General features: G+C 63.7%; 9 protein-coding genes, 1 tRNA gene and 1 pseudogene. 1 reads left to right on the top strand and 10 read right to left on the bottom strand.

Going from position 1 to position 13,528, the window contains the following annotated elements; translation table 11 throughout:
* The coding region (gene dnaE / locus ABT23_RS14545; RefSeq protein ID WP_296636867.1) for a DNA polymerase III subunit alpha at positions 1-2,224 on the top strand (2,224 nt) is incomplete at its 5' end.
* 221 nt (positions 2,225-2,445) lie between these two features.
* Here the strand turns inward: dnaE and ABT23_RS14550 are convergent.
* The 10 genes and pseudogenes from ABT23_RS14550 to ispB all read right to left on the bottom strand — a co-directional run bounded on the left by ABT23_RS14550 (position 2,446) and on the right by ispB (position 13,301).
* Positions 2,446-2,715 (bottom strand): acylphosphatase, encoded by a 270-nt coding sequence (locus ABT23_RS14550; RefSeq protein WP_296636871.1) that lies wholly within the window; start codon positions 2,713-2,715, stop codon positions 2,446-2,448.
* Positions 2,716-2,719: 4 nt separating this feature from the next.
* Positions 2,720-4,795 (bottom strand): methionine--tRNA ligase, encoded by a 2,076-nt coding sequence (gene metG, locus ABT23_RS14555; protein ID WP_296636874.1) that lies wholly within the window; start codon positions 4,793-4,795, stop codon positions 2,720-2,722.
* A gap of 68 nt (positions 4,796-4,863) precedes the next feature.
* Positions 4,864-5,466 carry a DUF924 family protein gene (locus ABT23_RS14560; protein WP_296636876.1) on the bottom strand — a complete coding sequence of 201 codons (603 nt, stop codon included), beginning with the start codon at positions 5,464-5,466 and terminating at the stop codon, positions 4,864-4,866.
* A 15-nt stretch (positions 5,467-5,481) separates the two neighbouring features.
* Positions 5,482-5,733: a CDGSH iron-sulfur domain-containing protein gene (locus ABT23_RS14565; protein WP_296636882.1), complete on the bottom strand. Its 252-nt coding sequence runs from the start codon at positions 5,731-5,733 to the stop codon at positions 5,482-5,484.
* A gap of 89 nt (positions 5,734-5,822) precedes the next feature.
* Positions 5,823-7,235 (bottom strand): efflux transporter outer membrane subunit, encoded by a 1,413-nt coding sequence (locus ABT23_RS14570; protein ID WP_296636884.1) that lies wholly within the window; start codon positions 7,233-7,235, stop codon positions 5,823-5,825.
* Positions 7,228-10,237, bottom strand: a pseudogene (locus ABT23_RS14575) (efflux RND transporter permease subunit). Before ABT23_RS14575 ends, ABT23_RS14570 begins: the two are co-directional and overlap by 8 nt.
* Before the next feature lies 1 nt (position 10,238).
* The gene (locus ABT23_RS14580) at positions 10,239-11,333 is read right to left on the bottom strand and encodes an efflux RND transporter periplasmic adaptor subunit (protein ID WP_296636887.1); all 1,095 of its coding nucleotides are present in this window, start codon (positions 11,331-11,333) and stop codon (positions 10,239-10,241) included.
* Complete coding sequence (locus ABT23_RS14585) at positions 11,330-11,932, bottom strand: TetR/AcrR family transcriptional regulator (protein WP_296636890.1); 603 nt, start codon at positions 11,930-11,932, stop codon at positions 11,330-11,332. The genes ABT23_RS14580 and ABT23_RS14585 overlap by 4 nt, the downstream gene beginning before the upstream one ends.
* Positions 11,933-12,179: 247 nt before the next feature.
* Positions 12,180-12,256, bottom strand: a tRNA-Pro gene (locus tag ABT23_RS14590).
* A gap of 76 nt (positions 12,257-12,332) precedes the next feature.
* On the bottom strand, positions 12,333-13,301 hold the full coding sequence (ispB, locus tag ABT23_RS14595) for an octaprenyl diphosphate synthase (RefSeq protein ID WP_296636895.1): 969 nt from the start codon (positions 13,299-13,301) through the stop codon (positions 12,333-12,335).
* Positions 13,302-13,528 lie beyond the last annotated feature (227 nt).

Here is a 13,528-nt window from a genome sequence, read left to right on the forward strand (position 1 = left end):
CGACCTGCTGTTCGAGCGTTTCCTCAACCCCGAGCGGGTGTCGATGCCCGACTTCGACATCGACTTCTGCCAGGACGGGCGCGACCGCGTGATCCAGTACGTGAAGGAGCGGTATGGCCACGCGGCGGTGTCGCAGATCGCCACCTTCGGCACGATGGCGGCCAAGGCGGTGTTGCGCGACGTCGGTCGCGTGCTCGACCTGCCGTACCTGTTCGTCGACAAATTCGTCAAGCTGGTGCCCAACGAACTGGGCATCTCGTTGGCCGAGGCGCGCGAAAAAGAACCGCAGATCGACGAGCGTGCCCGTACCGAAGAAGAGCTCGCCGAACTGCTGCCGCTGGCGGAGAAGCTCGAGGGCATCACGCGCAACGTCGGCATGCATGCGGGCGGCGTGCTGATCGCGCCGGGCCGGCTCACCGATTTCTGTCCGCTGTATCAGGCCGAAGGCTCCGACGCGGCGGTGTCGCAGTTCGACAAGGACGACGTCGAGGCGATCGGCCTGGTGAAGTTCGACTTCCTCGGCCTGCGCACGCTGACCATCCTGGCCGAAGCGGTGCGCTTCGTGCAACGCCATCCGGGGCGGGAGCGCTTCCAGCTGGAAGACCTGCCCCTCGACGATCCGGCGGTCTACAAGCTGTTTGCCGACGGCAACACCACCGCGGTGTTCCAGTCCGAATCGCGTTCGGCCAAGGATCTGGAAAAGAAGCTGAAGGGCGACTGCTTCGAGGACATCATCGCGCTGATCATCGCGCGCAAGCAGGGCAAGCAGAAGCCGGAGTATTTCCACCCCGACCTCGAGCCGGTGCTGAAGTCGACCTACGGCATCATCGTCTACCAGGAGCAGGTGATGCTGGTGGCGCAGATCCTGGCCGGCTACAGCCTCGGCGCCGCCGACCTGCTGCGGCGTGCGATGGGCAAGAAGAAGCCCGAGGAAATGGCCAAGCAGCGGGAAATCTTCCTCGCCGGTGCAGCCAAGCGCGGAGCGGACACCAAGGTCGCCGAGCGCCTGTTCGACCTGATGGAGAAATTTGCCGAGTACGGCTTCAACAAGTCGCATTCGGCCGCCTATGCGCTGGTGGCGTATCACACCGCCTGGCTCAAGGCCTACTACCCGGCCGAATTCATGGCGGCGACGATGTCGTCGGAAATGTCCGACACCGACAAGGTGCGGGTGTTCTATGAAGACTGTCGCGCTAACGGACTGGTGATGCTGCCGCCCGACATCAACCTGTCGGGTTATCGTTTTGATCCCGTCAGCAAGACCGAGATCCGCTATGGCCTGGGCGCGATCAAGGGCAGCGGCGAAGCGGCGATCGGCGCGATCGTCGCCGAGCGCGAGGCGAACGGCCCCTTCAAGGGGCTGTTCGACCTGGCCCGGCGGGTCGACAAGCGCTATCTCAACCGCCGCGTGCTCGAGGCGCTGGTGAAGGCGGGTGCGTTCGACGCCATCAACGGCCATCGTGCCAGCTTGATGGCCTCGGTCGGCGCGGCACTGGAAACCGCCGACCGCGCGGCGCGCAGCGGTGGCCAGGTCGGCCTGTTCGGCGAAGCGCTCGACGGCGGCGGAGAAGACCTGATCGACGTGCCGGTGTGGCCCGAGCAGGAAAAGCTGCTGCAGGAGAAGTCCGCGCTCGGCTATTTCTTCAGCGGCCATCCCTTCACGTCGTACCTGTCCGAGGTGTCGAGCTTTGCCAAGCGGCAACTCGACAGCCTGGAGCCTTCGCGCGACCTGGTCATGCTGGCCGGCATTGCCGTTTCGCTGCGCACCCAGATGACGCGGCGCGGCAAGATGCTGATCCTGCTGCTGGACGATGCGACGGCGCAGGTCGAAGTCGTGATTTTCAACGAACTTTACGAGCAGAGTCGTCATCTGCTGAAGGACGACGCGCTGCTGGTGATCGAAGGCAAGGTCAACCGCGATGACTATTCAGGCGGCGTGCGGGTGACGGCGGAGCGGATCTATGATCTGGCCGGCGCGCGCACCCGGTTTGCCCAGGGCTTGCGGCTGGCTTGCAACGGGCAGTCAAACGGGCGCAAGCTGGCGGAATTGCTTGCGCCCTACAAGGCTCAGGAGGGCGGATGTCCGGTGTGGGTCGAGTATCACAACCCCAGCGCGCGTTGTCGGGTGCGGCTGGGAGAGGACTGGCGGGTGCGGCTGGATGACCGCCTGCTGGAGTCTTTGGGCACTTGGCTCAAACCCGAGGCGGTAAACGTGATGTACTGAAAAGCCAGGGGTCGGATGGAACAATCGTACCGATCCGGACTTTTCTTTTAACAAAGTGTTGACATGAATTACATAATATTAGAAACTTCTAATAACACTGATGTCGCCGCAATGGCGGTTGGTGTTGTCTCCTCCAATCCTCCTCCTTTGGTGGATACTCTGCCCGGCTCATCACTGAGCTGGGCATTTTTTTGACCGTGTTCCGGGCGGACGTCCAGCCTTCAGTCGGTCCGCTTCACGAATCCCTTGTACTGGCCATCCGCTTCTCCGATCTCGAGCCGGTCGACCCGCGCCAGCGGCGGGCCGGCGTGGGCCCACTCGATCAGGGCCTCGACCGCCGAGGCCGGTCCCTGAATCACGGCCTCGACTGCACCGTCGGGCGTGTTGCGCACCCAGCCGGCCACGTTCAGACGTTCGGCCTCCATCCGCATCGACTCGCGGAACCACACGCCCTGCACCCGGCCATGGATACGCAGGCGATGCGTTTTCATGGCTTTACTTCACCTTCATGCCCGGCTGCGCGCCGCTGTCGGGCGACAGGATGAACAGCCCGGGGGCGTCACCTTTATGCCCTTCAGGGTACGAGGCAGCCAGCACCATGCCTTCGCTCATGCCGAACTTCATCTTGCGCGGGGCGAGGTTGGCGACCATCACGGTGAGCCGTCCGACCAGGGCTTCGGGCGCATAGGCCGACTTGATGCCGGCGAACACCTGGCGGGTGCCAAGTTCGCCGAGATCGAGCGTCAGCCGCAGCAGCTTGTCGGCGCCTTCGACATGTTCGGCATTGGCGATGCGCGCGATGCGCAGATCGATCTTGGCGAAGTCGTCGATGCTGATCGTGTCGGATACCGGCGTGGCGGCCGCTGGTTGCGTAGCGTGCGCCTGCGCTTCGGCGTGGCGCGCCGGCGCGGGGGCAGGCGTGGGTTCGAGGTTCTGTTTGTTGGCATCTACCATGGCTTCGATGGATTTGGGGTCGATACGGGTCATCAGGTGGTTGTAGGCGTTGATACGATGGCGGATGAACAGGCTTTGCGCGTCCTCCCAGGCCAGCGGCGGAATGTCGAGGAAGGCTTCGACCTCGCCGGCAAGTTTCGGCAGTACCGGCTTCAGGTACAGGGTCAGCAGGCGGAAGCAGTTCAACGCGACCGTGCAGACCTCGTGCAGGCGATACACGGCTTCGGGTTTCTTCGCCAGTTCCCAGGGTTTTTCGTCTGCGACGTACTGGTTGGCGCGGTCGGCCAGCGCCATGATTTCCCGTAAGGCTTTGGCGTAGTCGCGCGCCTCGTAGTGCGCGGCGATCGTGCTGGCCGCAGCCTGGAATGCGCCGACCAGTTCGATATTGGCCACGCCGTCGGCAAGCTTGCCGTCGAAATTCTTGTGGATGAAGCCGGCGGTGCGGCTGGCGATGTTGATGAACTTGCCGACCAGATCCGAGTTCACCCGTGCGACGAAGTCGTCGAGGTTGAGATCGATGTCCTCCATCGTGCCGTTGAGCTTGGCCGCGTAGTAGTAACGCAGCCACTCTGGATTCAGCTTCTGCGCCAGGTAGCTCTCGGCCGTGATGAAGGTGCCGCGCGATTTCGACATCTTCTGGCCGTTGACTGTGAGGAAGCCGTGCGCGTAGATCGCGGTGGGCAGGCGGTGGCCGGAATATTTCAGCATCGCCGGCCAGAACAGCGCGTGGAAATACAGGATGTCCTTGCCGATGAAATGCACCAGTTCGGTTTTCGAGTCCTTGCCCCACCAGGCGTCGAAGTCGAGGCCATTGTCCGCTGCATATTTGGCGAAGCTCGCCATGTAGCCCACCGGCGCGTCCAGCCAGACGTAGAAATACTTGCCGGGTGCGCCGGGGATCTCGAAGCCGAAGTAGGGTGCGTCGCGGCTGATGTCCCAATTGTTGAGGCCGGCGGCGAACCATTCCTGCATCTTGTTGGCGGCTTCGCTCTGCAGCGTACCCGAGGTCGTCCACTCGCGCAGGAAAGCTTCGCAGGCGCCGAGCTTGAAGAAATAGTGTTCGGAATCCTTGTGCACCGGCGTCGCGCCCGACACCGCCGACACCGGGTTCTTCAGCTCGGTCGGGCTGTAGGTCGCGCCGCACACCTCGCAGTTGTCGCCGTACTGGTCCGCCGCGCCGCATTTCGGGCATTCGCCCTTGATGAAGCGATCCGGCAGGAACAGGTTCTTCACCGGATCGTATAGCTGGGCGATGGTCTTCACCTCGATCAGCCCGGCGTCCTTCAGCGCGAGGTAGATCTTCGAGGCGAGCGCGCGGTTCTCGTCGGAGTGCGTCGAGTAGTAATGGTCGAAGCCGATGTGGAAGCCTGCGAAATCGCGCGTGTGCTCGTCCCACACGCGTTGGATCAATGTTTCCGGGGTGATACCTTCCTTTTCCGCGCGCAGCATGATCGCGGTGCCATGAGTGTCGTCCGCGCACATGTAGCGGCAGTCGTGGCCGCGCATCTTCTGGAAGCGCACCCAGATGTCGGTCTGGATGTATTCGACGAGGTGGCCGAGGTGGATGCTGCCGTTGGCGTAGGGCAGGGCGGAAGTGACGAGGATCTGGCGGGACATGGGCAGGCCGGAAGGCGCAAAAGCCGCCATTTTAACGCGAGCGGACCGTGCCGCTCTTCAATGTCCTGCTAAAAACGCGAGCCGGGCTGCTTGAGGAATTCGAGTTCCGCTTCGGAGGAGGGGCGGCCCAGGATCGCGTTGCGATGCGGGAAGCGGCCGAAGCGCGCCACCACGTCGCGGTGCTTGCGCGCGTAGTCCAGGAAATTGTCGAACAGCGTGCGTTCGTCGGCAGCGGCTTCGCTTGCCAGGGTTTCATACAGCGCGACGGAGCGGTCCTGCATGCTCAGCGACTCGGCATGTTCCAGCGGCAGATACAGGAACACGCGCTCGATCGGCGCAAGCTGCCGGTCTTCGCCAGCCGCGAGCGCGTCCAGGCTCAAGGCCAGTGCCTGGGGATCCGTGGCAAATGCCTGCGGCTGGTCGCGATGGATATGATGCGGAAACTGGTCGACCACGATCACCAATGCCAGGCGCGTGCGCGGGGTGGCGGTCCAGTGGTCCAGCCGGCCTGCGGTCGCATCGACCAGCGTGGCGGCAAAGCGGTCGATCACCGCCCGGTCGTTTTCGGGCGATTTCCCGAACCACAGCGTGTTTTTCCGTCCGGCAACCTCGGTCGCGCTGCCGGGCGGGCCGAACCAGAAATCGAGCACGTTTTCGGGCAGAACGTCCATGACGGGGTGGCCGGTTCAGAAAATGTCGTCGGACAGGTCGTTGTGGCTGCCGTCGCAGAACGGCTTGTCCTTGCTGTGCTTGCAGTTGCACAGCCATACCGTGGTCTTCTCCTTGATGACGAACGGCATCGGCTCCAGGCCGCTGCCTTCGTGCGAGCCATCGCAGAACGGTTGCGTCATCGAGCGGCCGCACGAGCACCACCAGTATTCTCCGGGTTCGAGTTCGAGTTCGGCGGGATTGCGGTCATACACAACGGGTTCGGACATGCTTTGACTCCTGAGCGAAAAACACCATTCTAGACGTATTGACCGTCGGCAAATCCGTACGGTTCATGGGGCAATTCCGTCGCGGTCCGTCAGGCCCCGCCCCCCAGTGCCTTGTAGAGCGTGACCTGGGCGCCGAGCACCTGCAACCGGGACGTGACCAGAGCCTGTTCGGTGCTGAAGGCGTCGCGGCTGGCATCCAGTACCTCGAGATAATTGGCGATGCCGGCCTGCTCACGGGCTTTTACCCGTTCAAGCCGGGCATGGATGGCACGCAGGTTGGCTTCCTGCGCGTCCAGCTGCTCGGCATAGGTGGTGCGGGCAGCCAGCGCGTCGGCGACTTCGCGGAACGCCTGCTGGATGGTTTTCTCGTAATCGGCCACCGCCTGTACCTTGCGCGCTTCCGCCACTTCCAGGTTGGCCCGGTTGCGGCCAGCGTCGAACAGGGGCAGCGTCAGGATCGGCTGGAACAGCCAGGCCTGGCTACCGGCATCGAACAGGCCGGACAGGGCGCTGCTGGCAGTGCCGAGGTTGCCGGTCAGCGCGATGCGGGGGAAGAAGGCGGCACGGGCGACGCCCACATTGGCATTGCTTGCGATCAACCGCTGCTCGGCGGCACGCACGTCGGGGCGCCGCAACAATACGTCTGAGGGCAGGCCGGGTGCCAGCCCCGCGAGAACCGTCTGGTTCGTTGCTCCGGGGATCTCGGGGAGCGGAACGGCCATGCCGGTCAGCAGGCGCAGGGCGTTTTCCGTCTGCGCGCGCTGACGTTTCAAATCCGCCCATTGGGCACGGACCGATTCGACCAGGCTTTCGGCGGCCAGCACGTCGAGATCGGTTGCCAGACCGGCTTCGCGCCGCTTGCGGATGAGGACCAGGCTTTCCTCGCGGGTTTTCAGCGTGTCGTCGGCAAGCCGCGTGCGTTCGGCGAGTTCGATGAGCTGATACCAGGTGCCGGCGACATCGCCGATGAGGCTGACGCGGAAGCTTCTGGCTGCTTCGTCGCTCGCTAGATACTGGGCTCTGGCGGCCTCGTTCAGCGCCGCCACCCGGCCCCAGAAGTCGAGTTCGAACGCGGTCACGCCCAGGCCCACGTCGTAGCGGCTGGTGGTGCGCGCTACGCCGACGCCGGAGAGGTCGGCCGGCGTCCGGGTGCGGTTGGCGTTCGCCTGGGCCTCAAGGGTCGGGAAACGATCGGCTCGGGCGACGCCTGCCAGCGCGCGCGCCTCCTCGACGCGTGCCAGCGCGATCCGCATGTCGCGGTTATTGGCGAGCGCGGCCTCGATCAGCGTATGCAGGGCCGGATCGGGGAAGTAGGTGCGCCAGTCAGGCAGGGCCGCGGCATCCGTTGTCGGCATGTCCGCGACGAACTGCTGCGGAACGGGCGCGGCAGGCCGCTGGTAGGCCGGGATCTGCGAACAGCCCGCCAGCCATGCCAGCGTGATGAGGGCGGCACCCCGGAATGCGCGGGGTGCGTGCCCGGATTCATATTTGCGTTCAGTCATGTTTCGTTTCCTCCCGAGGCTTGGTGGGGAAGCGTTTCCGGATCACCACGAAAAACACCGGCACCAGGAAAATGGCCAGCAGCGTTGCGGCGATCATGCCGCCGACCACGCCGGTTCCCACTGCGTGGCGGCCGGCCGCGCCGGCGCCGGTCGAGATGGCGAGCGGCATCACGCCCAGGATGAAGGCGAAGCTGGTCATGAGGATGGGCCGCAAGCGCAGGCGACAGGCCTCCAGCGTGGCGGCCGACCTTGAAGAACACATCGTTGGGCAGCCCGCGCAAGTAGACGGCCAGCACGGCCCCGAGAATGCCCAGCGGCACCACCAGGATCACCGAGAAGGGAATGGCCCAGCTTTCGTACAGCGCCGCCAGGGCGAGAAACACCACCAGCAGCGACAGGGCGAAGAGGATGGGCGCCTGGGCGCCGGCAAGCCGTTCCTCGAACGAGGTGCCAGACCACTCGAAACCGAAGCCTGGCGGCAGTTTTGTGGCGATGTCCTCCATGGCCTGCATCGCCTCGCCGGTGGAATGCCCGGGTGCAGCCGTGCCGGCGATTTTCATCGAGGGATTGCCGTTGTAGCGATCGAGCTTGGGCAGACCGACGATCCATTTTGGCTTCGCGATTTCTCCCAGCAGCACGATGTCGCCGAGGCGGTTCCGTACCGGCAGTTTCAACAGATCGTCAGGTGTCTTGCGCAGGTCCGCATCCGCCTGCATCTGCACGCGGAGAATACGGCCGGCGCGCACGAAGTCGTTGACGTAGGACACGCCGATGGCCGAACTCAGGGTGTCGTTGAGGTTGGCCATGTCGATCTGCAGCGCCTGGGCCTTCTCGCGGTCGATGTCGAGATAAACCTGAGGGCCGGGCTCCTGGCCTTCGGGCCGCACGCCAGCCAGCCGCTTGTCCTGGCTGGCCATGCCCAACACCATGTTGCGCACGTCCATGAGCGCCTCGCGTCCTTGCCCGGAGCGGTCCAGCAGCCGGAAATCGAAGCCGCCGACTGCGCCCAGCTCAGGAATGGGCGGCGGGTTCACTGCAAAGATCACGGCCTCCTTGATGCGCATGAAATTTCCCATGGCCCGACCGATGACGCCTTGCGCGGAGTGTTCCGGGCCATTGCGCTCATCCCAGTCCTTGAGTCGCGTGAAGACGAGTGCCGCATTCTGCCCGCGGCCGAAAAAGGAAAAGCCGACCACGCCGATGACCCGCTCCACTTCCGGTTGCTTCAGGTAGAACTGTTCTACCTGGGAGAGCACCTTCACCGTGCGTTCCTGGGTGGCGCCGCCTGGCAATTGCACCAGCGTGATGAAATAGCCCTGGTCCTCGTCCGGCAGGAAGCTGCCGGGCAGCTTGGCGAACAACCAGCCGGCGGCGACCACGATGGCGAGGTAGATCACCATCCAGCGGCCGCTGCGGGCGAGAATGCGCGCGGTGAGACCGTGATAGCGCGTGGTGACCTTGCCGAAGAAGCGGTTGAATCCGCGTTTCTCGTCTTCTTCCGCTTCGCCCGGCTTGAGCAGGGTCGCGCACATGGCGGGGGTGAGCGACAGCGCCATCAGCACCGAGAACGCCATGGTGAGAATCAGGGTGGCGGCGAACTGCCGATAGATGGCGCCGACGGAACCGCCAAAGAACAGCATGGGCATGAACACCGCGGACAGCACCACGGAGATGCCGAGGATCGCGCCGAGGATCTGGTCCATCGCCTTGAGGGTGGCGGCCAGCGGCGACAGGCGTTCCTCGCGCATGATGCGTTCGACGTTCTCCACCACCACGATGGCGTCGTCCACCAATACCCCGATCGCTAGCACCATGGCGAACAGGGTCAGCACGTTGATGGAAAAGCCGAAGGCATACAGGCCTGCCGTTGCGCCCGCCAGCGCCACCGGCACCACGACGGCCGGAATCAGAGTGGTACGCCAGTGTCCCAGGAACACGTACATCACGATGAACACCAGGATCATGGCCTCGCCGAGGGTCTTCACCACCTCGAAAATCGAGATTTCCACGAAGCGCGAGGTGTCATAGGGGACTGCCCAGTCGACCCCTTCGGGGAAGAAGCGGGCAAGTTCCGCCATGCGCGACTTCACCGACTTGGCGACATCGAGCGCATTGGCACCGGGCGCGACACGGATGGCGATGGCGGCGATCGGCTGGCCGTTCATGCGGGCGTAGCGATCGTAGCTTTCGGCACCGAGCTCCACACGCGCCACGTCCTTGACCTTGACGGTGGCGCCGTTGGGCAGGGCGCGCACCACGACGTTGCCGAATTCTTCGGGCGTCTTGAGGCGGCCGCGCGTCACGATGACGGCGTTCACCTGCGCGCCGGCCGAGGCCGGCGCCTGGTTCAGTTCACCGGTGGCGAGTTGCACGTTTTGCGCTTGCAGGGCCGCCTTCACGTCCGCCGGCGTGAGCCCGTACGCGGTGAGCTGATCGGGCTTGAGCCAGATGCGCATGGAGTATTCGCTGCCGAACAGGATGGCTTCGCCGACGCCGGGGACTCGCAGCAGGGGATCCAGCACGTTGGCGGCGGCGTAGCTGCTGAGGTCGGTTGCGTTGCGCTTGCCGTCCTTGGAGAAGATGGCGACGAACATCAGGTAGTTGCGCTGCGGTTTGGTCACCGGCACGCCGAGCCGCCGCACGTCTTCCGGCAGGCGCGCTTCGACACGCTTGTAGCGGTTCTGTGCCTCCACCGAGGAAATGTCGACGTTGGTGCCCGGCTCGAAGGTCAGCGTCAGGGTCCCGGCGCCCAGCTCGGACGACGCCTCCATGTAAAGGAGGTGCTCGATGCCGTTCATCTGCTGTTCGATCAGCTTGATGACGGTGTCCTCGACCACCTGGGCGGATGCGCCGGGATAGGTCACGTTGAACGCGATCTGCGGCGCGGCCACCGGGGGATACTGCGCCACCGGCAGGTTTTTCAGCGCAATGCCCCCGACGAGCAGGATCAGGATGGCGATGACCCAGGCGAAGATGGGCCGATGGATGAAGAAGCGTGCCATGTCAGTTGCCCTGTTTCTGGAGGACGGGTTTCACCACCGAGCCCGGCTTGGCCTTCTGCACGCCGTCCACGATCAGGGTCTCGCCGTCCTTGAGACCGTCTTCGACGACGAAATCGGTCCCTGACATGGCGCCGACTTTCACCGGTCGCGGCGTCACCTTGTTTTCGGGTCCCACCAGCAGGACGAACTGGCCCTGGGGGCCGGACATCACCGCGCGTTGCGGCACGGTGATCACGTTTTCCGCGACGGCCTGGGGCAGTCGTACCCGCACGAAGGTGCCCGGCAACAGCAGACGTTTCGGATTGGGAAATTCCGCTTTCAACGTGACAGCGCCGGTACTGGGATCCACGCTCATGTCGCTGAAGAAGAGCCGGCCTTTGTGGGAATAGGGCTGGCCGTTTTCCAGGATGAGCTCCACGATGCGGCTGTCCGTTGCCTTCAGCTGGCCGGCGGCGAGCGCGCTTTTCAGGCGCAATACATCGGCGTTGGGCTGGGTGAACAGCACGTTGACCGGCTCGAGTTGTTCGATGGTGGCGAGCAGGGTGGCGTCGTTCCGGCCAACCAGCGCGCCTTCGGTCACCGCGGTGCGGCCGATGTGGCCGGAGATGGGGGCGGGCACCGTGGTGTTCTCCAGGTCGAGGCGGGCACGCGCGAGTTGGGCTTCGGACTGTTTCAGTGCGGCACGAGCCAGATCCACTTCCTGCTGGCTGACTGCCTTGATGGGCAGGAGCGACTCCACACGGGACAGATTGAGCCGCTTCACCTCCACATCGGCTTCCGCCGCCTGCGCGGCAGTACGGTAGGTGCGGTCATCCAGCCGGAACAGCGGCTGGCCGGCGCGCACGTCGCTGCCTTCCGTGAACAGGCGTTTTTCCACGATGCCCTCGACGCGGGCCCGGACCTGCGCTGTGCGGACGGCTTCCACGCGACCCGGCAGTTCCTGGGTAAGCGTGGCGGCCTTGCTTCCCACCTGAACCACCACTACTTCCGGTGGTGGCATGCCCGCCGGCGGACCGCCCGCTCCCGGAGCGGATTTGCCATCGGGACCGCAGGCGGTGAGGAGAGGCAGAACAACAAGAAGAGCAAAGCGTTTCATGGTGTGTCCTTTTCGGGGGCAAAGGCGCGCAGGAAGCAATTCACCACCTGCGCCGTTTTCGTGGGCTTGAGCAAATCGGTCTGTAAATTGATGAGGCCACGCAAGCGATCCAGATCGATCAGCGCGGCGGTCAGCATCTCGGCGGCGAAATCGGGATCATCCTTCCGCAGTTCGCCCGCCTCCATGGCCTGGGCCAGATATTTGGCGAGGCGCTTGCGGGTGGTGTGCGGGCCCTGGCGAAAGAACTGCTTCGCGAGTTCCGGAAAACGCGGGGCCTCCGCCACCATGGTGCGAAAGATCGCGAGTCCCTCGGGACTCAACAGGCGTGTGCGATAGGCGTCGCCAAAGGCCAGCAGCGTGGCCCGTACGTCGCCGTCCCCATCCAGGGTCACCAGCACCGACTGGATGGAATGGCGTACCACTTCGCCGAACAGCGCGTCCTTGCTATGGAAGTGGTTGTACAGCGTCTGCCGCGCGACCTGCGCGCGGGCAGCAATGCGATCGATGCTGACCTGGTAGCCCTCTTCGCGGAAGGCTTCGCAGGCAGCGGCCAGCAAGCGTTCGCGGGGGCCGTGAGGCGGGTCAAGCTCAGGAGACATGCCGATCCATTCGAAAATAGACTGGGTAGTCTATCCGTCCACCAGAACGTGCGCAAGGTCCGAATGTGCCGTGGTTCGGAGCGAGTGCAGTGGGTATCAGGAGGAGTCCGCCTTGAGTTTTGCGGGGTAAGATGACCGAAACGACCCGTCAGGCGGATAAGGAGAAGCGCGCTGTCCGCTTCCGCCGGTTGGCGATGCAGGCTTTAGACACAGGCGTGCCAGGCGAACATGGGAATGGAATGACCGATGGTCGGGGTGAGAGGATTCGAACCTCCGACTCCTGCGTCCCGAACGCAGTACTCTACCAGGCTGAGCTACACCCCGAGGCAGATGGCGGGTGCCGGACCGACGTCAGGCTCCCTTTTTTGAAGACTACCGGGAAATTCAAAAAACTACGCGGTCAGAAACTACGGTCAACCGCGAAAGCCGCTAATTGTAGCAAAGCTGATTTGGATTTTGAATCCGGTAATGCAGAAATAGCATTATTTGCCGTTTGAATTTCCTGCTGTGCGACTTCGCGGGTGTAGTGCAGGGCGCGCGTATCCTTGATTGCAGCGAGCACGCTCTGGAATTCAGTCAGCCCGCCGTGCTCGATGGCCTGGCGAATGCTGGCGGCCTGTTCCGCCGTGCCATGTTTCATCGCATACAGCAGCGGCAGGGTGGGCTTGCCTTCGGCGAGGTCGTCACCGATGTTCTTGCCGGTCTTGAGGAAGTCGCCTGAGTAGTCCAGCACGTCGTCGATCAGTTGGAACGCGGTGCCCAGATGCATGCCGTAGCGTGCCAGCGCTTCTTTTTCCGCTTCGGTGCCGCCGCCGATGACGGCGCCGAGCCGGCCGGCGGCCTCGAACAGTTTGGCGGTCTTGTAGCGGATGACGCGCAGGTAGTTCTCTTCGTCGATGTCGGGGTCGTGGCAGTTGAGCAACTGCAGTACTTCGCCTTCGGCAATGGTATTGGTGGCGTCCGACAGGATGCGCATGACTTCCATATTGTCGACCGCGACCATCATCTGGAAGGCGCGCGAGTAGAGGAAGTCGCCGACCAGCACGCTGGCGGCATTGCCGAAGAGCGCATTGGCGGTTTCGCGGCCGCGCCGCAATTCGGATTCGTCGACGACGTCGTCATGCAGCAGCGTGGCGGTGTGGATGAACTCGACCACCGCGGCGAGCTCATGGTGCGCACGTCCCGGATAATTGAAGCAGCCGGCCGACAGCAGGACCAGGGCAGGTCGCAGGCGCTTGCCGCCGCTGTTGATGATGTACTCGGAAACCTGGCGGATCAGCACCACGTCGGAATACAGGCTTTGGCGGATGACATGATCGACGGCGCGCATGTCGTCGGCCAGAAAGGATTGCAGGCTCTCCAGGGACACGATAGGGGCTGGTTGTTGGGGAAATCCTGCAATGGTAGCAGTCTGTCCGTGGTTTTTCATCGCTTGCGCTGGGATAATCCTGCATGGCGCGCGTCAAATCGTTTGACTTGCCATGGGTTCGCCGCTAAAATCTCGCGCTTTCCTGGGTTCGTATTGGTTGGAGACCCCCATGTACGCAGTCATCAAAACCGGCGGCAAGCAATACCGCGTGAGCGCCGGCGACAAAC

Origin of the sequence: Thiobacillus sp. SCN 63-57, assembly GCF_001725555.1 — a bacterium.
Lineage (GTDB): Bacteria > Pseudomonadota > Gammaproteobacteria > Burkholderiales > Thiobacillaceae > Thiobacillus.